General features: G+C 69.0%; 22 protein-coding genes. 10 read left to right on the top strand and 12 right to left on the bottom strand.

What is annotated here, in order from left to right:
* Positions 1-212 precede the first annotated feature (212 nt).
* The 3 genes from EOW66_RS17250 (at position 213) to EOW66_RS17240 (ending at position 2,788) form a co-directional block, all read left to right on the top strand.
* Positions 213-1,109, top strand: a complete 897-nt coding sequence (locus EOW66_RS17250; RefSeq protein ID WP_128157554.1) for a PfkB family carbohydrate kinase — start codon at positions 213-215, stop codon at positions 1,107-1,109.
* Positions 1,106-2,020 carry a pseudouridine-5'-phosphate glycosidase gene (locus EOW66_RS17245; RefSeq protein WP_128157552.1) on the top strand — a complete coding sequence of 305 codons (915 nt, stop codon included), beginning with the start codon at positions 1,106-1,108 and terminating at the stop codon, positions 2,018-2,020. Before EOW66_RS17250 ends, EOW66_RS17245 begins: the two co-directional genes overlap by 4 nt.
* 63 nt (positions 2,021-2,083) lie before the next feature.
* Positions 2,084-2,788 (top strand): DUF502 domain-containing protein, encoded by a 705-nt coding sequence (locus EOW66_RS17240; RefSeq protein ID WP_113900209.1) that lies wholly within the window; start codon positions 2,084-2,086, stop codon positions 2,786-2,788.
* On the opposite strand, the gene EOW66_RS17235 is transcribed toward EOW66_RS17240, so the two are convergent.
* Positions 2,749-3,798 (bottom strand): patatin-like phospholipase family protein, encoded by a 1,050-nt coding sequence (locus tag EOW66_RS17235; protein WP_128157550.1) that lies wholly within the window; start codon positions 3,796-3,798, stop codon positions 2,749-2,751. The two genes, EOW66_RS17240 and EOW66_RS17235, sit on opposite strands and share 40 nt — an antisense overlap.
* A gap of 124 nt (positions 3,799-3,922) precedes the next feature.
* Positions 3,923-4,696, bottom strand: coding sequence for a 3-hydroxybutyrate dehydrogenase (locus EOW66_RS17230; protein WP_128157548.1), 774 nt, complete (start codon positions 4,694-4,696; stop codon positions 3,923-3,925).
* A gap of 304 nt (positions 4,697-5,000) precedes the next feature.
* Here EOW66_RS17230 and EOW66_RS17225 point away from each other — a divergent pair, with 304 nt between their 5' ends.
* The 3 genes from EOW66_RS17225 (at position 5,001) to EOW66_RS17215 (ending at position 7,363) form a co-directional block, all read left to right on the top strand.
* On the top strand, positions 5,001-6,821 hold the full coding sequence (locus EOW66_RS17225) for an extracellular solute-binding protein (protein WP_128157546.1): 1,821 nt from the start codon (positions 5,001-5,003) through the stop codon (positions 6,819-6,821).
* Positions 6,818-6,934 carry a lipoprotein gene (locus EOW66_RS17220; RefSeq protein WP_113900206.1) on the top strand — a complete coding sequence of 39 codons (117 nt, stop codon included), beginning with the start codon at positions 6,818-6,820 and terminating at the stop codon, positions 6,932-6,934. Before EOW66_RS17225 ends, EOW66_RS17220 begins: the two co-directional genes overlap by 4 nt.
* A 111-nt stretch (positions 6,935-7,045) precedes the next feature.
* Positions 7,046-7,363 carry a hypothetical protein gene (locus EOW66_RS17215; RefSeq protein ID WP_128157544.1) on the top strand — a complete coding sequence of 106 codons (318 nt, stop codon included), beginning with the start codon at positions 7,046-7,048 and terminating at the stop codon, positions 7,361-7,363.
* A gap of 139 nt (positions 7,364-7,502) precedes the next feature.
* Here the strand turns inward: EOW66_RS17215 and EOW66_RS17210 are convergent, their stop codons facing one another.
* The 3 genes from EOW66_RS17210 to EOW66_RS17200 form a co-directional block, all read right to left on the bottom strand.
* Positions 7,503-8,660, bottom strand: coding sequence for a multidrug effflux MFS transporter (locus EOW66_RS17210; protein ID WP_128157584.1), 1,158 nt, complete (start codon positions 8,658-8,660; stop codon positions 7,503-7,505).
* Between the two features lie 151 nt (positions 8,661-8,811).
* Positions 8,812-9,462, bottom strand: a complete 651-nt coding sequence (locus tag EOW66_RS17205) for a DsbA family oxidoreductase (protein ID WP_128157542.1) — start codon at positions 9,460-9,462, stop codon at positions 8,812-8,814.
* Positions 9,459-10,985, bottom strand: coding sequence for a class I adenylate-forming enzyme family protein (locus tag EOW66_RS17200; protein ID WP_128157540.1), 1,527 nt, complete (start codon positions 10,983-10,985; stop codon positions 9,459-9,461). The genes EOW66_RS17205 and EOW66_RS17200 overlap by 4 nt, the downstream gene beginning before the upstream one ends.
* Positions 10,986-11,033: 48 nt before the next feature.
* Between EOW66_RS17200 and EOW66_RS17195 the strand changes: the two genes are divergently transcribed.
* A complete protein-coding gene (locus EOW66_RS17195) occupies positions 11,034-11,657 on the top strand; it encodes a helix-turn-helix domain-containing protein (protein ID WP_128157539.1) in 624 nt (207 codons plus the stop codon).
* A gap of 171 nt (positions 11,658-11,828) precedes the next feature.
* Here EOW66_RS17195 and EOW66_RS17190 read toward each other — a convergent pair whose 3' ends face one another.
* Positions 11,829-12,944 carry a DUF6456 domain-containing protein gene (locus tag EOW66_RS17190; RefSeq protein WP_128157537.1) on the bottom strand — a complete coding sequence of 372 codons (1,116 nt, stop codon included), beginning with the start codon at positions 12,942-12,944 and terminating at the stop codon, positions 11,829-11,831.
* Positions 12,945-13,170: 226 nt separating this feature from the next.
* Here EOW66_RS17190 and EOW66_RS17185 point away from each other — a divergent pair, with 226 nt between their 5' ends.
* A complete protein-coding gene (locus EOW66_RS17185; protein WP_128157535.1) occupies positions 13,171-13,458 on the top strand; it encodes a DUF6477 family protein in 288 nt (95 codons plus the stop codon).
* Here EOW66_RS17185 and EOW66_RS17180 read toward each other — a convergent pair whose 3' ends face one another.
* Entirely contained in the window at positions 13,459-15,033 is a 1,575-nt protein-coding gene (locus tag EOW66_RS17180; RefSeq protein ID WP_128157533.1) for a helicase HerA-like domain-containing protein, read from the bottom strand.
* A 452-nt stretch (positions 15,034-15,485) separates the two neighbouring features.
* Here EOW66_RS17180 and EOW66_RS17175 point away from each other — a divergent pair, with 452 nt between their 5' ends.
* Entirely contained in the window at positions 15,486-16,184 is a 699-nt protein-coding gene (locus EOW66_RS17175; RefSeq protein ID WP_128157531.1) for an invasion associated locus B family protein, read from the top strand.
* A 63-nt stretch (positions 16,185-16,247) separates the two neighbouring features.
* On the opposite strand, the gene EOW66_RS17170 is transcribed toward EOW66_RS17175, so the two are convergent.
* The 4 genes from EOW66_RS17170 to EOW66_RS17155 are packed head-to-tail and all read right to left on the bottom strand — an operon-like array spanning position 16,248 to position 20,516.
* Complete coding sequence (locus EOW66_RS17170; RefSeq protein WP_128157529.1) at positions 16,248-17,450, bottom strand: beta-ketoacyl-[acyl-carrier-protein] synthase family protein; 1,203 nt, start codon at positions 17,448-17,450, stop codon at positions 16,248-16,250.
* A gap of 4 nt (positions 17,451-17,454) precedes the next feature.
* Positions 17,455-17,736, bottom strand: coding sequence for an acyl carrier protein (locus EOW66_RS17165; protein WP_128157527.1), 282 nt, complete (start codon positions 17,734-17,736; stop codon positions 17,455-17,457).
* A gap of 6 nt (positions 17,737-17,742) precedes the next feature.
* On the bottom strand, positions 17,743-18,843 hold the full coding sequence (lpxD, locus tag EOW66_RS17160; RefSeq protein WP_128157525.1) for a UDP-3-O-(3-hydroxymyristoyl)glucosamine N-acyltransferase: 1,101 nt from the start codon (positions 18,841-18,843) through the stop codon (positions 17,743-17,745).
* 50 nt (positions 18,844-18,893) lie between these two features.
* The gene (locus tag EOW66_RS17155; protein WP_128157523.1) at positions 18,894-20,516 is read right to left on the bottom strand and encodes a L,D-transpeptidase family protein; all 1,623 of its coding nucleotides are present in this window, start codon (positions 20,514-20,516) and stop codon (positions 18,894-18,896) included.
* A gap of 309 nt (positions 20,517-20,825) precedes the next feature.
* Here EOW66_RS17155 and EOW66_RS17150 point away from each other — a divergent pair, with 309 nt between their 5' ends.
* The gene (locus EOW66_RS17150) at positions 20,826-21,380 is read left to right on the top strand and encodes a YcbK family protein (protein WP_380711056.1); all 555 of its coding nucleotides are present in this window, start codon (positions 20,826-20,828) and stop codon (positions 21,378-21,380) included.
* Positions 21,381-21,456: 76 nt separating this feature from the next.
* On the opposite strand, the gene EOW66_RS17145 is transcribed toward EOW66_RS17150, so the two are convergent.
* Complete coding sequence (locus tag EOW66_RS17145) at positions 21,457-22,482, bottom strand: AbrB family transcriptional regulator (protein WP_164881173.1); 1,026 nt, start codon at positions 22,480-22,482, stop codon at positions 21,457-21,459.
* Between the last annotated feature and the right edge of the window lie 68 nt (positions 22,483-22,550).

The following is a 22,550-nucleotide window of genomic DNA, read 5'->3' as shown; positions in this document are numbered from 1 at the left end:
TCCGCCTGTGAAGTGCGCGCCATATAGCCGGCCCCGCCCCGGCTGGCAAGCGGCGGATGCCTCCGGCGGGAGTATTTTCGCCAAGAAAAGCCCTGGGAAAGCCCTCCCTCTCTTTTTCTTGGCAGAAATACTCCGGGGGGAGTCCGCAGGACGGGGGGCAGCGCCCCCCTTCCCCCTCTTGCGTCGCGCGCCCCGTCGGGGCACCAAGAGCCATGGACAAGACACCCGACATTCTGTGCATCGGTTCCGTGCTGTGGGACATCATCGGCCGCGCGCCGGTGCACATGCGGCCGGGCGCCGACGTGCCCGGGCGGATCATCCGCCTGCCGGGCGGCGTCGCGATGAACATCGCGATGACCCTCACCCGCTTCGGCCTGCGCCCGGCGATCCTGACTGCGATCGGGCGTGACCCGCAGGGCAGTGAGCTCATTGCCGCGGCCGGGCTGCACGGCATCGATTGCCGCTTTCTCTATCGCTCGGACGATCTGCCCACCGACCGCTACATGGCGATCGAGGGGGCGAACGGTCTGGTGGCTGCGGTGGCCGATGCCCATTCGCTCGAGGCGGCGGGCGACAAAATCCTGCGCCCGCTGGCGGACGGCCGTCTTGGCGGCGCGCATGCGCCCTGGGAAGGAGCCGTCGCGCTTGACGGCAACCTGACCGAGGCGCTGCTCGCCGAGATCGCGCATTCGCCGCTTTTCGCCCGGGCCGACCTGCGCATCGCCCCGGCAAGCCCGGGCAAGGCGGCGCGGCTGACCCCGCTTCTCGCCCATCCGGGCGCGACGTTTTACGTGAACCTCGAGGAGGCCGGCATCCTGTGCGGCGCCGACTTCCCCGATGCCACGGCCGCGGCCGAAGGGCTGCTTGCCCGCGGCGCCGCCCATGCCCTCGTCACCGACGGCGGCCGCGCCGCCGCCGATGGCACGCGCGGCGCTGAGGTGATCTGCCGCGCCCCGCCCACCGTTCTCGTCACCCGCGTCACCGGCGCGGGCGACACTTTCATGGCCGCCCATCTGGTGGCCGAACGCGCCGGGCTCGGCCGCGAGGCGGCGCTTGCGCGCGCCCTCGAGGCCGCCGCGCGCTATGTTTCGGGAGACATCGCCACATGACCGCCCCCCTCACCTTCGCCCCCGAGGTTCGCGCTGCGCTCGATGCCGGCCGCTCCGTCGTCGCGCTCGAATCGACGATCATCACCCACGGGATGCCCTTTCCGCAAAACGTCGAGACCGCGCGCCGGGTCGAGGCCGAGATCCGCGCCCATGGCGCGACGCCGGCGACGATCGCGGTGATGGGCGGGCATATCCACATCGGGCTCACGGCTGCCGAGCTCGAGCGGCTGGCGCAGGCGACCGGGGTGATGAAGGTCAGCCGCGCCGATCTCGCCGTCTGCCTGGCCGCGAACGCGACCGGCGCCACCACGGTGGCGGCAACGATGATCTGCGCGGCGCTGGCCGGGATCTCGGTCTTTGCCACCGGCGGCATCGGCGGCGTGCATCGCGGCGCCGAGACGAGCTTCGACATCTCGGCCGATCTGGCCGAACTCGGGCTGAGCCCGGTGGTCGTGGTCGCCGCCGGTGCGAAGGCGATTCTGGATCTTCCGAAAACCCTGGAAGTTCTGGAAACGAATGGCGTGCCGGTGATTGCCTATGGCCAGGACGACTTCCCGGCCTTCTGGTCGCGCAGCTCGGGGCTGAAGGCGCCGCTGCGTGCCGACACCGCGGCCGAGATTGCGGCGGCGCATCTGATGCGCCGCCGGCTCGGCCTTGCGGGCGGCGCGCTCGTCGCGAACCCGATCCCGCCCGAGGCCGAGATCGCACGCGAGCTGATCGTGCCGGTGATCGAGGCGGCACTCGCCGAGGCCGAGGCGCAGCATGTGGCGGCGAAGGCGGTCACGCCCTTCCTGCTGCAGCGCATCTTCGAACTGACCGAAGGCCGCTCGCTCGAGGCCAACATCGCCCTCGTTCTGAACAATGCGCGGCTTGCGAGTGCCATCGCACGGGAAATTGTGACGCTCCGTTAGCGCCCCCATTGCGGCGGTCGCGGCACGCGCCTAGGTAATGGCGAACACCTGTCTGGAGCCGCCATGACCGAGCCGCCGACCGACCTGCCCCATGCCCGCAAGAAGGGCTTCCTTGCGGGGCTGCGGGCCTCGTTCCTGACCGGGCTCGTGGTGATCTCGCCGATCGGGCTCACGCTGTGGCTGATGTGGACGGTCGCCGGCTGGGTCGATGGCTGGGTGCTGCCCTTCGTGCCGCAGGAGTTCCAGCCCGAGCAATACATCGGGCTGAACGTCCGCGGCTTCGGCGTGATCTTTTTCCTCGTCTTCACCATCATCGTCGGCTGGCTGGCGAAGAACATCATCGGCCGCTCGGTGCTGCGCTTCGGCGAAAGCCTCGTCGACCGGATGCCGGTGGTGCGCTCGGTCTACAACGGGCTGAAGCAGATCGCCGAGACTGTCTTCGCCCAGGGCGAGACCAAGTTCGACCGTGCCTGCCTGATCGACTATCCCCGCCCGGGGATCAAGGCGGTGGCCTTCGTCTCGTCGCGCTCGAAGGGCGAGATCGCCGCGCAGGGCAGCGCGGCGGATCCGCTGATCTCGGTCTTCATGCCGACGACACCGAACCCGACCTCGGGCTTTCTGATGTTCGTGCCGGAAAGCCAGGTCACCTATCTCGACATGACGATCGAGGATGCGGCCAAGCTGATCATCTCGGCCGGTCTCGTCTATCCGGTGCCGCGCGACAGGGATCAGCCGAAAAGCCCGGCCAGATCGACCGAGGCGCGCTGACCGATCGCATCGGCGTGCTGGGTCAGGAACCGGTCCGCCGCCGCCTGCCCCGCCGCCTTCAGCCGCTTCAGCGTGCCGGTGGTGGGGGTGACCTTGGTTGCCGCGCCGAGCTCGGTCATCGTCTTGTCGTCGGCCACCATATGCACCAGCACGTCCTTCATCGTGCCCTCGGCCAGCCGGCTTTCCGAGATCAGCCGGCGCACGAAGCTGATCGCGCGCAGTTCGCGCAAGAGCGAGGAATTGAACGAGATCTCGTTGATCCGCTCGTCGATCTCCGAAGGCGACTGCGGCAATCCCTCGCGGTAGAGCGGGTTGATGTTGACGATCACGATGTCGCGCGGCAGTTCGAGCCCGAACAGCGGGAAGAGCGCCGGGTTGCCGGTGAAGCCGCCGTCCCAGAAGGCCTCGCCCTGCCCGGTCTGCGGGTCGTAGAACTCGATTGCTCGGAACAGGTTCGGCAGGCAGGCCGAGGCGAGGATCGCCTTCGCGGTGATCTCCCCGCCGGAAAACACCCGGATCTTGCCGGTGCGGACATTCGTCGCCGAAACGAAGAAGGCCGGCCCGGTCTCGGCGCAGACATGCTCGTATTCGAAGCGCTCGACGATGTGCTCGAGCGGGTTGATGTAGAAGGGGCCGGTGTCGTAGGGCGAGATCATCCGGGTCAGCTGATCCATCCAGGCGGCCGGGGTGAAGGCCTCGATCCAGCGGTTGATCGCCTCGGGCTGCGGAAACAGCGCCGAGACCCAGCGGTCGAGGCGCAGGTCGTTCACCTCGGAGACCTGTGACCAGAGCCAGTCGAGGTTTTCGCGCGCGTGGCGCCGGCCCGCCTTGCCCTCGGCCTGACCGAGCCCGGCCTTCAGCGCCGCGCCGTTCAGCGCGCCGGCCGAGGTGCCCGAGATCGCCGCGATCTCGAGCCAGTCCTCGTCAAGGAGCCGGTCGAGCACGCCCCAGGTGAAGGCGCCATGCGCGCCGCCGCCCTGCAGGGCGAGGTTGATCCGCTTCGTTTCCATCGGTCGTCCTTTCGAGATGCGTCGCCGGGGGGCGCGGCCCCCCGGTCTGCTGCGCAGACTCCCCCCGAGGTATTTAGGGCAAGATGAAGCGGCGGGCCCGTTTCACCTTGCGTCACGGATCGGATCAGAGGGCGGTCCAGCCGCCGTCGACCGAGATCGTGGTGCCGGTGATCTGCGCGGCGGCCTCCGAACACAGGAAGACCGCGGTGCCGCCGAGCTGCTCGACGGTGGCGAACTGCTTCGAGGGCTGGCGCGTCAGCATCACCTCGCGGATCACCGTCTCGCGGTCCATGTTGTGCACCTTCATCTGGTCGGGGATCTGTGCCTCGACCAGCGGCGTCAGCACATAGCCCGGGCAGATCGCGTTCGCGGTGATCGGCTCCTCGGCGGTCTCGAGCGCGGTGACCTTGGTGAAGCCGACGACGCCGTGCTTGGCCGAGACATAGGCCGACTTGAAGGGCGAGGCGGTCAGCCCGTGCGCCGAGGCGATGTTGACGATCCGGCCCCAGCCCGCCTTGCGCATCAGCGGCAGCGCCGCGGCGGTGGTGTGGAAGGCCGAGGACAGGTTGATCGCGATGATCCGGTCCCAGGTCTCGACCGGGAAGCTGTCGATCGGCTCGACATGCTGGATGCCGGCGTTGTTCACCAGGATGTCGCACACCCCCGCCTGCCCGATCAGGGCGCGGCAGTCCTCGCCCTTCGACATGTCGGCCCGGATATAGCGCGCGCCGACGCCGAACTCGCGGCCGAGCGCCTCGGCGAGCGCGTGATCCTCGTCGCGGTCGGTGAAGGAGTTCAGCACCACGTCGGCGCCTGCCCGCGCGAGTTCGCGCGCCACCCCCAGACCGATGCCGGAATTCGAGCCGGTGATGATCGCCGTCTTGCCCTTGAGACTCATGTTTAACTCCTGAAACCGGAAGACATGCCCGAAAGATTAGCGGAGCGCGAACGAAGGTCCATGTCTGATGCGCACAATGACGTGAGCCGGAACGCGCGAAGCAATGCCTTGATGCAAAAGAAAAAGACGCCCGCGCAAGGCGGGCGTCAAGTCATGAGGCAGGTTTCATACAGGCAAGAAACCTATCGAGCAGTGAGATCTTTATAAGCCTGATGCCGCCGCAATCCAAGGGAAAAGTTTGCGCCCCCGTCTCAGCATCGTTAGCTTGCCGCCTGAAAATACAGGCAAACACAGGATTGTTGCGATGATGCGATCGGAGTTTTTGCGCGGCCTCGGGGCGGTCGTGCTTGCCTTTCTCCCTGTATTTGCAGGCCCCGCCGCGGCCGAGCCCGCGCCTGCGATCGCGATGTACGGCGCGCCCGCCCTGCCCGCGGGCTTCACCCACCTGCCCTATGCCAACCCCGATGCGCCGAAGGGCGGCCGCATCCGTTTCGGCGAATCCGGCAGTTTCGATTCGCTCAATCCCTGGATCCTGAAAGGGCGCCCGGCGCAGGGGATCGCCACCTTCGTCACCGAATCGCTGATGGATCGCTCGATCGACGAGCCCTTCACCCTCTACGGGCTGCTCGCCGAAAGCGTCGAGACCGACGCGGCGCGCAGCTGGGTCGCCTTCACCCTGCGCCCCGAGGCGCGGTTCTCGGACGGCCGGCCGGTGACGGTCGAGGATGTGATCTGGTCCTACCAGACCCTCGGCCGCGAGGGCCATCCGCGCTACCAGAACGCCTGGCGCAAGGTGAAGTCGATCGAGCAGACCGGCCCGCGCAGCCTGCGCATCACCTTCACCGAGCCCGACCGGGAACTCGCGCTGCTGATGGGGATGCGGCCGGTGCTGGAGAAGGCGCAATGGGAGGGCAAGGCGTTTGCCGAGGCGACGCAGGTCGCGCCGGTGGGCTCGGGCCCCTACATCATCGACCGGGTCGAGACCGGGCGCTTCATCACGCTGCGCCGCAACCCCGACTGGTGGGGCAAGGACCTGGCCCTGAACCGTGGCCGCTTCAATGTCGACGAGATGCGGTGGGATTACTTCGGCGACGGCGGCGTGGTCTTCGAGGCCTTCAAGGGCGGCGAGACCGATACCTTCCGTGAGACGAATGCCGCGAAATGGGCACGCGACTATGATTTTCCGGCGGTGCGCGACGGGCGTGTGGTGCTGTCCGAGATCCCGCACCGGCGGCCCTCGGGGATCTCGGGGCTGGTGATGAACACCCGCCTGCCGGTCTTTGCCGACTGGCGCGTGCGCGAGGCGATGATCGACGTGTTCAACTTCGAATTCATCAATGCCACGCTGAACGGCGGCCGCGAGCCGCGCATCACATCGTATTTCGCGAACTCCGACCTGGCGATGCGGCCCGGTCCGGCCGAGGGCAAGGTGGCGGCGCTGCTCGCCCCCTTTGCCGCAAGCCTGCCGCCCGGCACGCTCGAGGGCTATGCCCTGCCGGTCTCGGACGGCCGCGAACTGAACCGCAAGAACAGCCGCAAGGCGATGAAGCTGCTCGAGGAGGCAGGCTGGAGCGTGGGCGCGGACGGTGTGCTGCGAGACGCCGCGGGCACGCCCTTCCGCTTCGAGATCGTGCTGAAGCAGGGCGCGGCCGAGACCCAGTCGATCGTCGACATCTATGTCGAGGCGCTGCGCCGGATCGGCATCTTCCCGAAGGTGACGACGGTCGATGACGCGCAATACCAGGCGCGCACCAACAGCTATGACTTCGGCATGGCCTGGTACAGCCGCGCGCTCTCGCTCAGCCCGGGCAACGAGCAGATGCTCTACTGGGGCGCGCGCGGGGTGAGCGAGCCCGGCTCGCGCAACTGGATGGGGATGAACGCCCCCGCCGCCGAGGCGATGGTGCGCGCCATGCTCGAGGCGCGCACGCCCGAGGATTTCACCGCCGCGGTGCGCGCCCTCGACCGGGTGCTGACGGCGGGGCGCTATGTCATTCCCGGCTGGTATGCGCCGATCTCGCGCATCGCGCATGACCGCAACCTTCACTTTCCCGAAAGACTTCCGCTATATGGGGACTGGCCGGGCTTTCAGCCCGAAGTCTGGTGGTATGAGGCAGAGCAATGAAGAAGCTGATCCTTCTGACCGCACTTGCGGTCGCCCTGACCGGGTGCAACACGGTCGCCGGTGTCGGCGAGGACGTCTCGGGCGGCGCCCGGACGGTCCAGAGCTGGTTCTGAGCGGGCCCCGTTCCGCGACAATCGACACAGGAGAAAGGCCTTTTCTCCCGCCCCGTTGAAGCGCAATGTTGAGACGGGCGCGGGAGGGTTTGCGCCGGGAAGGAGACTGAGATGAAATGGCACCATGTTCAGGACAACTGGAGCGCCTTCTATGAGGCGATCCAGAACCGCTGGCCCGATGCCGAGGAAGACCGGCTTGACGAGATCGACGGCGACCAGCGCGCCTTCGTCACCTATATCGCCGAGCTTTCCGGGCAGGACCCGGCCGAGGCGCGCGACGAGATCCGTGACTGGCTGACGGGCGAGCTGCCCTCGGATGTCGTCATGGATCCGCTGCATGACAACCATTCGATCCTGCTGTCGGAGAAGTTCGTGCCCGAGGGCGAGGACGAATTCGACGACGATTCGCGCTTTGGCGACAACGAGTAAGGTGGGGGCCCTGCCCCCTCTTTTGCCTGACGGCAAAATTCACCCCCGGGATATTTGAGGCAATTGGAAGCGGGGCGGTGGCGCTGTGCCTGCCGTCGTGCCGTTACCGGGACGGGACCGGGGCGCGGGCGCCCCTGCCTCAGATCTGATCGTCGGTGCGCCCCATCAGCGCCCAGGCAAGGCCCGAGCAGATCAGCGTGGCGATCACCACCGGGCGCGCCGTGCCGTCGAACATCAGCCCGACCGGCGCCGCGATCGACACCGCGCCCACCGTCGAAAGGGCCGTGACGACCGAAGCGGTCATGCCGGCGAGATGCCCCATCTTCTGCATCGCCAGCGCATTCAGGTTGCCGAAGGTGAGGCCGGCGATGAAGAACACCGACACGTTCCAGGCGAAGACCGCGAGCAGCCCGCCCGCCGGGGTCACGAAACCCGCGAGCAGCGCCGCCAGCATCAGTGCCGAGAGGCAGACCTGCATCAGATAGGCGCCGCGCACGATCCGCCGCATGCCGAGCCGCATCACGAAGCGCGCGTTGAAGACCGAGCCGGTGCCGGCAAGGATCGCCACCGCGCCGAACCACAGCGGGAAGGTCTCGTGCACGCCATAGGCGGCGTAGAGCTGCTGCGAGGAGGACAGCACCGAGAACATCTGCCCGAAGCCGAGCGCGAGGATCGCGGTGTAGAACCGCACGTCGCGATCCGACAGCACCTCGCGCGCGCCCGAGAGCAGCGCCCCCGGCACGAAGGGGCGGCGGCGCTCGGGCGGCAGGGTCTCGGGCTGGCGCAGGATCACCCAGAGCACGCCGAGCAGACCGAAGGCCACGAAGGCGCCGAAGATGCCACGCCAGCCGAAGACCGCGGCGATCGCCCCGCCGATCGTCGGCGCCAGCGCCGGCACCAGGATGAAGAGCATCATGATGAAGGAGGTGATCTTCGCCATCTCGCGCCCGGCATAGAGGTCGCGCACCAGCGCCATCGGCACGATCCGCGGCCCCGAGGCGCCGATCCCCTGCACGAAACGCGCGATCAGCAGCATCTCGAGGCTGTGCGACCAGGCGGCGGCGAGCGCGCCCACCACATAGATCACGATGCCGCCGGTGATCGTGCGCTTGCGCCCGATCGCGTCCGAGATCGGCCCGACGAAGAAGGTGCCAAGCCCCATGCCGAGCACAAAGACCGTGAGCACCAGCTGGGCGCGGTTCACGTCGCCGGGCGAGAGCGTGGCGGCGATCTCGGGCAGCGCCGGCAGCATCGCGTCGATCGAGAAGGCGACGGTGGCGGTGAGCGAGGCAAGCATCGCCACGAATTCGGGCAGCGAGAGAGTGCGCACCGGTGCGGGAACGGGGGACTGGGTCACGGGAGGGGCCTTTCAGGTTCGCGCCGACCATAGCCCCCTCGCGCGGGAATGCCAGCCCCGCGCCGCGCGGGATCGCGCAGGGGGTTGTGCGTCAGTGCTCAGCTTCGGGCGCATCTTCCGGGGCGGCCGCGAGCTCGTCGATCACCGCAAGCCAGGTCTCGACCGGCTGCGCGCCCTCGACCATGTGCTGGTTGCCGATGACGAAGCTCGGCACGGCGCGGATGCCGCGTTCGCGGGCATGGGCCTCGCGGGCAAGGACCTCGTCGCGGTCGGCATCGCTGGCCAGTAGCCGTTCGACCAGCGCCCGGTCCATCCCCGCGGCCTCGGCGATCCCGGCCAGCACTTCGGGCGCCCCGATGTCGCGCCCCTCGCGCCAGAAGGCGCGCATCAGCGCCGACATCACCGGGGTCTGCCGCCCCTCGATGCCGGCCCAGTGCAGCAGCCGGTGCGCATCGAGCGTATTCGGCACCCGTGCGATCGCGGCGAGGTCCAGTGTGACCCCGGCCCGACGCGCCGCCTCGAGCACCGGAATGTCGATGCTGTCGGCCTCGGCCCCGAATTTCGCGCGCAGGTAATCGGGGCGGGCCATGCCGCCCGCCGGCATCGTCGGATCAAGCCGGAACGGGTGCCAGGCAAGGACGAAGGGATGGCCCGGCCGCGCCTCGAGTGCGCGGTCGAGATTGGCCTTCCCGATCAGGCACCAGGGGCAGACGGGGTCGGCGAAGATGTCGAGCGGGATCATGCGGCGGGCTCCTTGGGCCAGGCGTCGCGCAGGGCGCGGCGGTCGATCTTGCCGTTGCGGTTGCGCGGCAATTCGGCAACGGCGCGGAACAGGCGGGGCTGCTTGTAGCGGGCAAGCGTGGCGGCGGCATGAGCGGCAAGCGCTTCGGCCGTCGCGGCGCCGGTATGGGCAAGGGCGATCACGCTCGCCTCGGCGCTGACGCGGATCTCGACGGCGGCAACCTCGCCCGCCTCCGGGCAGCCAGCCATCGCCGCCTCGACCTCGAGCGGGCTGACGCGGAAGCCGCCCGCATTCATCATGTCGTCGGCGCGCCCCTCGTAGCGGATCGCGCCGGCCTCGGTCATCGTCACCGTGTCGCCGGTGAGGAACCATTCCCCATCGGCGCTGAAGCGCGCGGCGGTGGCGGCGGGCGCGCCCATGTAGCCGAGGAACAGCCCGGGATCGGTGCGGTGCACGGCGAGCGTGCCGGGGCTGCCGCGGCGAACCAGGGCGCCCTCGGGGTCAAGCACGGCGAGGGTGCGCCCCTCCTGCGGCCAGCCGGCGCAGCCCTCGGGCGCAGGGTGCCCCGGCGCGCCCGAGACGAAGGTCGAGCATTCCGACATGCCGAGCGCCTCGTAGATCTCGGTCCCGGTGGCGGCGCGCCAGTGCTGCCGGGTGAGCGCAGGCAGCGCCTCGCCGGCGCTGAGCCCGTGCCGCAGCCGCGGCAGGGCGAGCTTCGGATGATGCCGCAGCATCTGCCGGTAGACCCCGGGCGCGGCGGCAAAGATCGTCGCATCGAAGCGGCGAAGAAGCAGCGGCAGCGCCTGCACCGGCACACCGGGCGCCGGGATCAGCGCGGTGGCACCGACCGACCAGGGGTCCATCAGCCCGGCGCCGAGCGTGTAGGTCCAGTTGAAGGCGCCGGCGTGCAGGATCCGGTCCGCGGGCGTCAGCCCGTACCAGCCCGCATGCATCATCCGCCGCGCCCAGATCGCGCGATGCGCATGCATCACCGCCCGCGGCTGGCCCGAGGTGCCCGAGGTGAAGACGACATAGGCCAGCCGGTCCGGATCGCCCATCTCCCAGGCACAGGGGGCGAGCGCCTCGAAGCCGCGCAGCTCGGCCTCGCCGATCACCCGCGCGGGGCTGTCGGGCAGCGCGATCCCCGCGTCCGCGACGATCGCCGCCGGGGCGACCTGAGCCGCCATCCTGGTGATCTCGCCCGCCGTCAGCTGCGGCGAGGTCGGCACCGGCACCAGCCCGGCCGCGATCGCGCCGAGATAGGCCACCGGAAACTCGGGGGTATTGCCAAGCCGCAACAGCACCCGATCGCCCGGCACCAGCCCGGCATCCAGGAACCCGGTGCCCGCGCCGCGCACCGCCGCCTCGAGCCGCGCCCAGGACCAGCGCTCGGCCCCGGTCGGGCTGAGGATCTGCAAGGCCGAGCGATCGGCACGCGCGGCGGCAGGGGCGAGCACATGGGCCGCCATGTTGAAGGACGCGGGCGCAGGGTCTGCAAAGGGCGAGGCATGGACAGAGAGCATGGCTTCCTGCTACGCCGCGTGCAGCGGGGTTGCAAGCCGGAGGCCGCCATGGGCGAGATCGAACACGCGAAGATCATCCGCATCGCGCGCGAGAGCGGCGAGGAAGTGGTTCCCGAACCCGTCGACCTCGCCGCCCGTGTGCGCGAGCTGCGCAAGGCCCGCGGCTGGACGCTCGAACAGGCGGCGGCGCAGGCGGGGCTCGCCCGCTCGACCCTCTCGAAGATCGAGAACGGGCAGATGTCGCCGACCTACGAAGCGCTGAAGAAGCTCGCCGAGGGGCTGGCGATCTCGGTGCCGCAGCTGTTCACCCCGCCCTCGAAGGGGCAGGTGACGGGGCGGATGGCGGTGACCCGCGCCGGCGAGGGCGTGGCGCATCTGACCACCACCTACGAGCACGAACTTCTGGCGAATGCGCTGCGCAACAAGCAGATGCTGCCCTATCGTGCCCGGATCCGGGCGCGCAGCTTCGAGGAGTTCCACGGCTGGGTGCGCCACGACGGCGAGGAATTCCTTTATGTCCTCACCGGCATCGTGCGGCTCTATACCGAGTTCTACGAACCTCAGGAGCTGAAGCGCAGCGACAGCGCCTATTACGATGCCAGCATGGGGCACAACCTCGTCTCGGTGAGCCACGAGGATGCGACGGTGCTCTGGGTGACCTCGCTCGTCTGAAGAAAGACAGGAGGGGGCCAGCCCCCTCTTTTGCCTGACGGCAAAATTCACCCCCGGGATATTTGAGGCAATTGGAAGCGGTGATGGCCCTTGTCTTCCAATCGCTCCAAATATCCCGGGGGTGAGGGCGAAGCCCGAGGGGGCAGCGCCCCCTGCCCGCCTCCGGGCCGTTCAGCCGATCAGCGGCGAGGTGCCGCCACAGGTCTCGTCGTAATGGCGCTTGAGCCGCATCAGCGCGATGCGCAGCACGATCTTGCCCGATCGCGCCGACCAGCCCAACCGCCGCTCGGCGGCCTCGAGCCCCTCGAGAAAGCAGCAGCAGCGCAGCACCATGTCGCCGAGCCCCGGGCCGAGGTCGCGCAGCGCCGCGGCGAGGCGCTCGCGGGCGCGGTCGGAGCCGCCGGAGCCCGGGCCGAGATCCGGCCGATAGCCCGCGCGCTCGCCACAGGTGAGAAACCGTTCCCAGTTCTGTGCCACACGCGGGCCGATCTGGGCGAGTTCGAAATCCTCGCGCAGCCGCTCGCCCGCCGCGACCAGCTCCGGGCCGAGAAAGGGTTGCCCCTGCGCGTCGCGCCGCCGCGCCAGCACCGCAAGCGGGCTTTCGGCGAGGTTGGCGCGCAGCCGCCGCGTCTGCCCCGTGGCATCGGGCACCGCGCGCTCGCCCCAGTCGCGATGCTGGCCGGCAAAGACCGAGCCCGCCGCCTCGCCGCCCGGCAGGCCGCGCGCGAGGGTCTCCTCCTCGATCATCCGCTTCAGCGCGGCGCGCCCGGCAACGGTGATCTCATAGCTCGTCACCCGGGCGGCGCGGTGCAGCTGGATCCAGTCCTTCAGCGCGAAGACCCGCGCCAACGCGCGTTCGGTCACCGCGGTGCGCACCGTGCCGCGCAGCACCACGGCCTTGTCCATGTCATCGGCGATGAGCAGCAGCGCCGAGGGTTCGGCGAGGCGGCGCAGGATCCGGCGCCCCTCGCGCGCCACAAGCTCCTCGTCCGCGGGCAGGCCCGCAGGGCGGATCGGTGCGGTCATCTCGGTCTCGTCCTTTCGATGAACGGCCGTCCCGACGAAAGCGGAGCCATGCCCGAGCCGCGCCAGCGCCTCGTCGACCAGCGGGTCGTCCCGGCGCGCCTCGACCTGGCGCACACGGCGCAGCACCGTCGAGGCGTGACAGCCCTCGGCCCGCGCCAGCGCGCGCAGCGGGATCCCCTCCTCGACATGGCGCAGGTAGAGCCGCGCATGGTCCGGCAGCCATGCCGGAAGCGGTGCCAGGGCCGGGCTGGTCGTCGTCATGTCTTCCCCCGGATCGGCGCGGCGCAGGCGCCGTCGCCCTGCCGCCGTTTCGTCGGTAACAACCGTGGGTTGCTTTGATTACCCGTTCGTTAATAACTCGGGCGACCCCCAGATTTCTTTAAAAATTCTAAAGATTTCCATATGGGCCGCGCGGTTCTGCGGGGCTTCGCGCAACACCCGTATAGGTTGAGTAATGCTGGTCCGGTCTTTGCACGGGGGACCTGCCATGACCGACCTTCACGACAGTATCGCCACGCTGCGCCGGCCGCGTCTGCTGATCCGCGCCGCGCGCTGTGGCCAGGGCGAATACAACCGCGCGCGCGATCTGAAGCGGCTGATGCGGCTTGCCGAGGCGCCCCCCCCCGAGGCGGCGCTGCGCGCGCTGATTGCCGAGGAGGCGGTGCTCGAGGCGCATCGGCGCGAGGGCTGCGCGCAGTACAGCCTGGCGCGGCATATCGAGCTGTTGATCGCGATGATGGCCGAGGCGCGGCTGCTGCCGCGTCCCGGCGCCTGATCAGCGGGCGCGGAAGAACGTGCCGAGAACACCGCGCACGATCTGCTGCCCGGCCTTCGTGCCAAGCTGGCGCACCAGGCTCTTGCCGAAGGTCTCGAGCAGGCTGTCGTTGCGGGCGGAGGAGCTGCGCCGCGGCGCGGTCCTGGCCGTCTTGTCGCTGCCGCCGCCGTCATAGCGGCGGGCATTGCGGAACTCGCGCGCCTCCCCGGTGCTGTCGGCTTTCTGCGCCGTCGCCTCGGCCTCGGCGGCGTCCTTTGCCGCGGCGGCGGCGCGCGCGGTCAGGATCTCGTAGGCCGACTCGCGGTCGACCACCTTGTCGTATTTCAGCCCGAAGGGCGAGGACGCGAGGATCGCGCGGCGCTCCTCGGGGCTCAGCGGGCCGAGGCGCGATTGCGGCGGGCGCACCAGGGTGCGTTCGACCACGCCGGGCACGCCCTTCGCCTCGAGGAAGGAGGTCACCGCCTCGCCGGTGCCGACCTCGCGGATCGCGTCCTCGGTGTCGAAGCGCGGGTTGGCGCGGTAATTTTCGGCGGCGCGTTTCAGGTCCTTCTGATCGCGCGCGGTGAAGGCGCGCAGCGCGTGCTGCACCCGGTTGCCGAGCTGGCCGAGGATGTCCTCGGGCACGTCGGCGGGGTTCTGGGTGACGAAATAGACCCCCACCCCCTTCGAGCGGATCAGCCGAGCCACCTGCTCGACCTTGTCGACCAGCGCCTTCGGCGCGTCGTCGAACAAAAGATGCGCCTCGTCGAAGAAGAAGACGAATTTCGGCTTATCCGGGTCGCCGACCTCGGGCAGCTGTTCGAAAAGTTCGGACAGCAGCCAGAGCAGGAATGTGGCGTAGAGCCGCGGGCTGCCCATCAGCCTGTCGGCGGCCAGCACATTGACCCGGCCGCGCCCGTCAGGCGCCGGGATCATCATGTCGGCGAGATCGAGCGCCGGCTCGCCGAAGAATTTCACCGCGCCCTGGTTTTCGAGGACCAGAAGCGCGCGCTGGATCGCCCCCACCGATTGCGGCGCGATATTGCCATAGCGCAGCGACAGCTCGTCGGCGCGCTCGCCCACATTCACCAGCATCGCCCGCAGATCGGCCATGTCGAGCAGCGCGAGCCCCTCGCTGTCGGCAACGTGGAAGGCGATGTTCAGCACCCCCTCCTGCGCGTCGGTCAGGCCGAGCAGGCGCGACAGCAGCAAGGGCCCCATGTCCGAGACCGTGGTGCGCACCGGGTGGCCCTGCTCGCCGAAGAGATCCCAGAAGGTGACCGGAAAGTCGCGATAGGCAAGCTCATAGCCGATCGTCGCGGCGCGGGCGGCAAAGGCCTCGTGCAGCTTGCCCGCGGCCGTGCCCGGCATCGCGATGCCGGCCAGATCGCCCTTCACGTCGGCCATGAAAACCGGCACGCCGGCGGTCGAGAAGGCCTCGGCCAGCACCTGCAGCGTCACGGTCTTGCCGGTGCCGGTCGCCCCCGCCACCAGCCCGTGCCGGTTGCCGTATTTGAGCAGCAGCTGCTGTGGCAGCGCGTGCCCCTCGCCGCCGCCGCCGACAAAGATCCCCGCCTCGGTCAGAACACCCGTCATCCGTCCCTCACACGCCAGCGCCCCGGCCGGGGCGCGCACCATCGTTACCGGGCAGAATACAAATTTAACCTCCCGGTGCCAGCCCGAACCTGCCCGGCAGCGACTTGCGGCGGCGCCGGGGCTTTTCTCTCCGCCTGACTGGCCGCACCCGCTCCGGTGCAGCATTCTTTCACGAAAACAGGTGTTTACAGAACCTTCATTTGACTGTTGACGAAATTTTCGTTCCGTTTTAGCGTTCATCCCAATGACAAAGTCGGCCGGTCCGACAGGGGGAAAGATGGAAAGGGCTCCACATTCGGGGCCCTTTTCTTCTGCCTCCGGCATCACCTGCTGTTCACGCAACTGTAATGCGCCGCCGCCGCCCGGACCGCCTCCGCGCAGTTTTGCCCGCTGACAGCCGCGAGCCGGCGTGCTAATGGCGCGGGGACACCTGTTCAGCATGGAAGGCTAAAATGACTGAGCTGACGAAACACCTCGCGATCGCATTGGTCCTGGGCCTTGCCGCCCCGGCAGCCTTCGCGCAGGACGCCACCGCGACCGACGGCGCCGCGACGACCCCCCCGGCGGCCGAGGCTCCGGCCGCGACCGCCCCCGCCGCCGGCGATGCCACGGCGCAGACCCCTGCCCCGGCCCAGGCCCAGGCCCCGGCCGCCGACAAGAAGCCCGATGGCCCCGGCTCGACCTATATCGCCAAGACCTTCGATGACTGGTCGCTGCAATGCGTCCACACCGAGGACGGCAACGATCCGTGCCAGATGTACCAGCTGCTGAAGGACGAGAAGGGCAACAACGTCGCCGATATCTCGCTGGTGGCGCTGACCGGCAGCGCCAAGGCCGTGGCCGGTGCGACGATCATGACCCCGCTCGAGACGCTGCTGACACAGGGCGTGGTGCTGAAGATCGACACCAACGAGCCGCGCTCCTATCCCTTCACCTTCTGCGCGCCGGTGGGCTGCTTCGCCCGCGTCGGCCTGACCGCCGAGGAACTTGCCACCTTCAAGAAGGGCAACAAGGTGTCGATGACGGTGGTCCCGGTCGCGGCCCCCGATCACCCGGTTACCGTGGCGATCTCGCTCAAGGGCTTCACCGCTGCCTATGAGGCGGTGACGAAGACCAGCACTGCCACCGTGGTCGAGCCCAAGAAGCAGTAAGCTGCGTCTGCAGATGGCCCGCAAGGGTTTGAAACGCCTCCCCTCGGGGAGGCGTTTTCCGTTTCACCCCCGGCTCAGCACCAGCACCGCGTTCAGCCCGCCGAAGGCGAAGGCGTTCGACATCGCAACCGGGACATCGGCCTTGCGCGCCGCATTCGGCACCACGTCGAGCGGGCAGTCGGGATCGGGCGCCTGAAAGCCGAGCGTCGGCGCCAGCACCCCGTCGCGCAGCGCGAGCAGACAGCCGAGCAGCTCGATCGCCCCGGTCGCACCGATACAGTGCCCGTGCATCGCCTTGGTCGAGGAGACGGGCGGCGGTGCATCGCCAAAGACCGCGCGGATCGCCGCGGCCTCGGTGCGGTCGTTCGCCGCGGTGCCGGTGCCATGGGCGTTGATATAGCCGACCTCGCCGGGCGCGATGCCGGCATCGGCAAGCGCGCCGCGCATCGCCCGCGCCGCGCCATCGACCGAGGGCATGACGATGTCGCCCGCATCCGAGGTCATCGCGAATCCGCGGATCTCGGCCAGGATCTCGGCGCCACGCGCCCGCGCCGCCTCGTACTCCTCAAGCACGAAGACGGCCGCGCCCTCGCCCTGCACCATGCCGGTGCGGCCGAGGCTGAACGGGTGGCAGCCCTCGGGCGACATCACCCGCAGCCCTTCCCAGGCCTTCAGCCCGCCGAAATTCAGCATCGCTTCCGAGCCGCCCGCCAGCATCCCGTCGACCATGCCGGTACGGATCATCTGGAACGCGAGGCCGATCGCGTGGTTCGAACTCGCGCAGGCGGTGGCGACCGAGAAGGCCGGCCCCATCAGCCCCCAGGCCATGGTGATATGCGAGGCGGCGGCGTTGTTCATCAGCCGCGGCACGGTGAAAGGATGGACGCGGTTCTTGCCCTCGGCAAAGACGGCGCGGAAGGCGTCGTTCACCGTGCCGTTGCCGCCGCCCGCGGTGCCCATCACGCAGCCCCAGCGGACCGGATCGCCCGGCACCGCCGCAAGCCCGGCCCGAGCCATCGCCTCGCCCGCCGCAACAAGGGCGAACTGGGTGAAACGGTCATAGAGGGAAAGCTTCGTGCGGTCGAAAAGCGCCTCGGGCTCCCAGCCCGTCACCTGCGCCCCGATCCGGATCGACAGCCTGTCGACATCGGGCAAGTCGAGCGGACCGATCCCCGTGCGCCCCTCGGCCATGGCCGCAAGGGTTCCCGGCAGGTCCCGGGCCAGGGCATTGACCGTCCCGGCCCCGGTGATGACAACGCGCCGCATCGGCTCAGGCAACCGCCGCCGCCGCCGAAGGCCCGGAGATCAGCCGCTCGACCGCACGCACGATCGCGCCGACCGAGGAAATGTCGAAATCGGTCTGCGCCGGCTCGTTGGCGTTGAAGGGTACGGAAACGCCGAAGGTCTCCTCGATGGCGAAGATCATCTCGACGAGACCGAGGCTGTCGAGCCCCAGCTCCTCGAGCGTCATCTCGGGGCGCACCTCCGCAGGCTCGAGCACCGCCTCGCGGGCGATGATGGAAATGATCTGGTCTTGCACGTCTGGCCTCATCTGCCGTTAATTTCCGCCCCTCTTCTCGGACAGCTTTGCAACAGTTTCGCGAAGCTCGGCCACCTGTGCAAACAATCTCGTCAAGCGGCGGATATTTTTCCATGCCTCGACATGGGTCTTCATGTTGATCGCCGGATATCCGAGCAGCACGCGCCCGGCCGGCGCGTTCGACAGGATCTTGGTGGCGCCGCCCGCGATCACGTCGTCGCCGATGAAGATGTTGTCGGAGACGCCCACCTGCCCCGCCAGCACCACCCGGTCGCCGATCCGGGTCGAACCGGCGATGCCGACCTGACCGCACAGCAGGCAATCCTCGCCGACCTGCACATTGTGGCCGATGTGCACGAGGTTGTCGATCTTGGTGCCGCGCCCGACCGAGGTCGCGCGCACCGTGCCGCGGTCGATGCAAGCATTGGCGCCGAGTTCGACATCGTCACCGATCTCGACGGTGCCGAGCGAATGGATGCGGTGCCAGTGCTGGTCGTTGAAATGGGCGCGTTCGCCAAGCGTCTCGCGGATCTCCTCGACCCCCGATTTCTCCGGTGTGACGAAAGAGAAGCCGTCGGCACCGATCACCGCGCCGGGCTGACAGATGAAGCGATCGCCGATCACCACCCGCGCGCCGATCTTGGCGCCATAGAGGATCAGCGCGTCGGCGCCGATCCGGGCCCCCTCGGCGATCACCACCTGGGCTCCGATCCGGGCGTTCGCGCCGATCGTCACGCCGCGCCCGATCATCACGAAGGGACCGATCGCCGCGTTCTCGCCGATCTCGGCACTGGCGTCGATCACCGCCGAGGGATGGATGCCGGGCGCGATCTCGGGGCCCGGATCGAAGGCTTTCGAAAGCCCCGCCATGGCCAGCCGGGGCCGCGCGACGAAGATCGCGGCCTCGAGCCCGTAGGAGCGCCAGTCGGCGCCCTCGAACAAGAGCGCCACGCGCGCCTCGCCCGCCCGGATACCATCGGCGTATTTCGGGCTCATCGCCAGGGCAAGCTGGCGCGGGCCGGCGGCGGCGGGCTCGGAGGCGCCGTCGATCGGCAGGCTCAGATCGCCCTCCGCCCGCGCATTCAGTGCCCGCGCAATGGTTTCAACCGTCTGTGCCATGCTTGCCTCCTCGAAATCATCGCCTGCGGGCGCAAGCGCCCGTCCCCGATCTAGTTCGGGAGCACGGGCAATTCCACCCCTGCCTTCTCGAGCGCGGCAAAGAGCGCCGCATCGCGGCCGTAGACATCGCGGCGATATTCCATCCGCCCGCTCGCCGTCGGCCAGGCGGTGAAATAGACCAGATGCACCGGCACCGGCGTGTCCAGCCGCACCGTCGTCTCCTGCCCGGTGGCGAGGATCCTCTGGAAATAGGCCTCGGGGTCGGGCGCCTGCGGCGCGAGCAGCGCATAGGCCAGCTCGAACGGCTTGCCGACCCGCACGCAGCCATGGCTGAAGGTGCGCACGTCCTTGCTGAACAGCGACTTCGACGGCGTGTCGTGCAGGTAGATGTTCCAGGGGTTCGGGAACAGGAACTTCACCAGGCCGAGCGCATTGCCGTCGGATGGCGGCTGTCGCATCGCGAAGGGGAAGGTCTTTGCGGTATAGGCGGCGAAATTCACCGCCGAGCGCGGCACGGTGCGACCGCGGCTGTCGACGAGGTTGATGTGCGCCGCCGCGTTCGGGTTGCGCTGCATCATCGGCAGGTATTCCTTGACGGTGATCGAGCGCGGCACCGACCAGCTCGGGTTGATCACCATCATCTCCATCTGATCGGAGAATTCGGGCGTGCGGCGGTCGGCCTGGTTCTGCCCGACGACGGTCACCGTCTCGAAGGTGGTCTTGCCGTGATCGACGATGCGGGCGGAGAAATCGGTGATGTTCACCCAGATGTGGCGCGCGCCAAGGTCGATCCCGTTCATCCAGCGCAGCCGCTCCATCGCGACAAGGATCGCGCCCATCCGTTCCTCGGGGCTGCGGTTGATCTCGGCCAGCGTCGCCTCGCCGGCGACGCCGTCGGACTTGAGACCAAGGTCGATCTGATATTGCTGCACCGCCTTTTGCAGCGCCACGTCGTAGCGCGCGCTTGCCGAGCGGCCAAGATACCCCATCGCCTGCAGCCGGTCGCGCAGCGCGATCACCGCGGTGCCGCTCTCGCCCGGGCGCAGCACCGTCGCCGGCACCGCCGCGCCCCAGCCGCCCGCCGCGATCTGCGCCGCAAGGTCAAGCCGCGCGCGCATCAGCTGGGCGTATTGCGGCGCGCTCGGGGCGAGGTCGCGCAGGTAGCGTGCCGGCGCCTCGGCGGCGGCAAAGCCGGCGATCAGCTCGGCGGTGTCGCGGCGCGGGATCTCGCGCACGAGGCCCGGGTCGATCTTCTTCGGTTCGAGCACGCCGTTCGAGACGTCATGCGCATAGGCGGCCCAGGTCCGCGACATCTCGGCTTCGAGCAGGCCACGCTCGCGCTCGGAGCGGATCGTGGCGAAGCGCGCGCGCAGTCCCGCGGCATCGTAATGCTCGACCGGCAGGCCATGGGCGCCGGCGGTGTCGAGCGCGGCAAAGAACGCCGCGCGGCGGTCGGCATCGGCGCCGGTGGTCCAGATCGGGGCATAGCTGCGCCCGGCATAGAAGGCGGCGAGTCTCTCGTCGCTTGCCACGCCCTCGGCCACCGCCTGCGCGAAGCCATCCATCATCGGCGCGTCGGCGACGGTTGGCGCCATCGTCCCGCCGATCGCCGTGCCCGCCATCAAGGCCGCCAGCAGCGCCGCGCCGCCGACACCGCGCATCGCACCCCACATCTGTCCCGTTCCCCCTGAAACATCAATGTTCCCAGAGTCCTGCAAAACCCCGGCACTGTCCAGATCTGCGCAACAAAGCAGCCCCGGCTGCGGCGTCGAAGGCACAGCACTGCGACGGTCGGGCAACAGGCAAGAATTTTGAGCAGAAAACTGCCGATTTTCCCCCTTGCGCTTTTCGATCCGGATTCCGCGATTGGAACGCGACAGAGGCTGTGCCATAACTATGCCATGGTAAGGGGGAGGCAGGTTTCAACCGCACGTCGAATGACGGCACCCTCGAACGACAGGACAGGCGAACTGGATATGAGCATGACGACACTTTCCCGCCGCGGGCTTCTTGCAGCCTTCGCAGCGACCGCTGTCACGGCCGCGCCGACCGCATCGAACGCCTTCGGCTTTCTGCGCGGAGCCGGTGATATCCGACGCATCAAGATGTATTCCGGCCGCACCGGCGAGAGCATCGACACGATCTACTGGATCGAGGGCGAATACGTCCCCGAGGCGCTCAAGGAAATCAACCATTTCATGCGCGACTGGCGGACCGACCAGAAGGTCGTGATCGACCCGCGCACGGTCGACATCGCCGCCGCCTCGCATCGGCTGATGGACACCGGCGAACCCTATATGATGCTGTCGGGCTATCGCTCGCCGGCGACCAATGCGATGCTGCGCGCCCGCTCGCGCGGGGTGGCAAAGAACTCGCTGCACATGAAGGGCATGGCCGCCGATCTGCGGCTGAAGTCGCGCTCGGTGCCGCAGATCTATGCCGCGGCAGCGGCCTGCCACGCCGGCGGCGTCGGCCGCTACATGCGCTCGAACTTCGTGCACATGGATTGCGGCCAGGTCCGCACCTGGAACGGCTGAGACGCCCCCCCTCCAATCGCTGCCCGGAAACAAGCGCCGCCCCTGCGGCGCTTTTTCGTTTCGGCATGCCGCCGAATCAGGCTCCGCTCCGCCCGCCCCGGGTGGCGAGCGGCACCAGCACGATCAGCGTCAGGATGCGGGCGAAGTGATGGAGCGCGACATAGGCCGGGTCGAAGCCGAGCGAGAGGCCGATCGCCGCCATCGCCTCGACCCCGCCCGGCGCGAAGGCGATCCAGACCTCGGCGAGCGGCAGCCCGGTGACCGCCGAGGTCAGCGCCGCGAAGACGAAGGAGACGGCGAGCGTGGTGGCAACGAGCGCCGCCCCCGCCTTCGCCATCCGCACAATCGCCACCAGCCCGACCGAGGTCAGCCGGGTGCCGAGCGTCGCGCCGGTCAGGGTGAAGCCTGCAAACAGCGCCCAGGCCGGCGCCGCGCCCTGCACCAGCCCCGCCGCATGGCCGCCGCCGCTCAGCACCAGCCCGGCAAGCAGACAGGCCGCCGGCACGCCCCGCCGCTGCCCGAGAAAGCCAAGACCATAGGCCGCTGCCAGCAGCAGCGCGAAGGCGGCAACCGGCATCGCCGCGCGCAGCACGGGCGCCGCCGGCGCGGTATCGAGCAGCGTGGCCAGCGGCGGCACCAGCGCCACCAGCACCAGCATCCGCACGATCTGCAACACCATGATCGCGTTGACATCGCCCCGCCCCTCGAGCGCCAGCGCAATCACGTTCGACATCGTGCCCGGGGCCGTGGCCAGAACCGCGGTCTCGCGGGTGTAGCCGAAGCCGCGCGTCAGCACGAGCGCGCCGCAGGCCAGCGTGACGATCAGCGACAGCACCAGAAAGCCGAGGCTCAGCCCCCAGGCGATCACCCGGTGCCCGATGTCGGGGTCGATGCCCGAGCCGAGCGAGATCCCGATCACGCAAAAGGCGACGTCGCGCAGCCGCGCCGGCACATCGACCGGCACGTTCGCTGCCGCCGCCAGCGCCACCGCAAGGCTCGCTCCGATCAGTGCCCCCGCCGGCACGCCGAGCGCAGTGAAGCCCCCGGCCCCCGCCGCGCCGATCAACACCGCCAGGACCAACGCCTTCGCTTTCTCCCGCATCCCAGCCTCTTCTGCGCATACTGCCACGCGCCCTGATATAGCGCCTTGAGTGCAAAAGGGAAAACCCC

This window comes from Paenirhodobacter huangdaonensis, assembly GCF_004022465.1.
Classification (GTDB): Bacteria; Pseudomonadota; Alphaproteobacteria; order Rhodobacterales; family Rhodobacteraceae; genus Rhodobacter; species Rhodobacter huangdaonensis.
The sequence above is the reverse complement of the archived record's forward strand: the minus strand, read 5'-3'. Positions and strand labels throughout refer to the sequence as shown.

What these genes read in the sequence shown, in the direction of transcription:
- EOW66_RS17220 (WP_113900206.1), top strand. Translation starts at nt 6,818, where the DNA reads ATGAAGAAGCTGATCCTTCTGACCGCACTTGCGGTCGCCCTGACCGGG.
- EOW66_RS17210 (WP_128157584.1), bottom strand. Translation starts at nt 8,660, where the DNA reads ATGCTTGCCTCGCTCACCGCCACCGTCGCCTTCTCGATCGACGCGATG.
- EOW66_RS17150 (WP_380711056.1), top strand. Translation starts at nt 20,826, where the DNA reads ATGACGACACTTTCCCGCCGCGGGCTTCTTGCAGCCTTCGCAGCGACC.
- EOW66_RS17195 (WP_128157539.1), top strand. Translation starts at nt 11,034, where the DNA reads ATGGGCGAGATCGAACACGCGAAGATCATCCGCATCGCGCGCGAGAGC.
- EOW66_RS17200 (WP_128157540.1), bottom strand. Translation starts at nt 10,985, where the DNA reads ATGCTCTCTGTCCATGCCTCGCCCTTTGCAGACCCTGCGCCCGCGTCC.
- EOW66_RS17170 (WP_128157529.1), bottom strand. Translation starts at nt 17,450, where the DNA reads ATGCGGCGCGTTGTCATCACCGGGGCCGGGACGGTCAATGCCCTGGCC.
- EOW66_RS17215 (WP_128157544.1), top strand. Translation starts at nt 7,046, where the DNA reads ATGAAATGGCACCATGTTCAGGACAACTGGAGCGCCTTCTATGAGGCG.
- EOW66_RS17235 (WP_128157550.1), bottom strand. Translation starts at nt 3,798, where the DNA reads ATGGAAACGAAGCGGATCAACCTCGCCCTGCAGGGCGGCGGCGCGCAT.
- EOW66_RS17225 (WP_128157546.1), top strand. Translation starts at nt 5,001, where the DNA reads ATGATGCGATCGGAGTTTTTGCGCGGCCTCGGGGCGGTCGTGCTTGCC.
- EOW66_RS17175 (WP_128157531.1), top strand. Translation starts at nt 15,486, where the DNA reads ATGACTGAGCTGACGAAACACCTCGCGATCGCATTGGTCCTGGGCCTT.
- EOW66_RS17190 (WP_128157537.1), bottom strand. Translation starts at nt 12,944, where the DNA reads ATGACGACGACCAGCCCGGCCCTGGCACCGCTTCCGGCATGGCTGCCG.
- EOW66_RS17240 (WP_113900209.1), top strand. Translation starts at nt 2,084, where the DNA reads ATGACCGAGCCGCCGACCGACCTGCCCCATGCCCGCAAGAAGGGCTTC.
- lpxD (WP_128157525.1), bottom strand. Translation starts at nt 18,843, where the DNA reads ATGGCACAGACGGTTGAAACCATTGCGCGGGCACTGAATGCGCGGGCG.
- EOW66_RS17205 (WP_128157542.1), bottom strand. Translation starts at nt 9,462, where the DNA reads ATGATCCCGCTCGACATCTTCGCCGACCCCGTCTGCCCCTGGTGCCTG.
- EOW66_RS17250 (WP_128157554.1), top strand. Translation starts at nt 213, where the DNA reads ATGGACAAGACACCCGACATTCTGTGCATCGGTTCCGTGCTGTGGGAC.
- EOW66_RS17230 (WP_128157548.1), bottom strand. Translation starts at nt 4,696, where the DNA reads ATGAGTCTCAAGGGCAAGACGGCGATCATCACCGGCTCGAATTCCGGC.
- EOW66_RS17155 (WP_128157523.1), bottom strand. Translation starts at nt 20,516, where the DNA reads ATGTGGGGTGCGATGCGCGGTGTCGGCGGCGCGGCGCTGCTGGCGGCC.
- EOW66_RS17180 (WP_128157533.1), bottom strand. Translation starts at nt 15,033, where the DNA reads ATGACGGGTGTTCTGACCGAGGCGGGGATCTTTGTCGGCGGCGGCGGC.
- EOW66_RS17185 (WP_128157535.1), top strand. Translation starts at nt 13,171, where the DNA reads ATGACCGACCTTCACGACAGTATCGCCACGCTGCGCCGGCCGCGTCTG.
- EOW66_RS17245 (WP_128157552.1), top strand. Translation starts at nt 1,106, where the DNA reads ATGACCGCCCCCCTCACCTTCGCCCCCGAGGTTCGCGCTGCGCTCGAT.
- EOW66_RS17165 (WP_128157527.1), bottom strand. Translation starts at nt 17,736, where the DNA reads ATGAGGCCAGACGTGCAAGACCAGATCATTTCCATCATCGCCCGCGAG.
- EOW66_RS17145 (WP_164881173.1), bottom strand. Translation starts at nt 22,482, where the DNA reads ATGCGGGAGAAAGCGAAGGCGTTGGTCCTGGCGGTGTTGATCGGCGCG.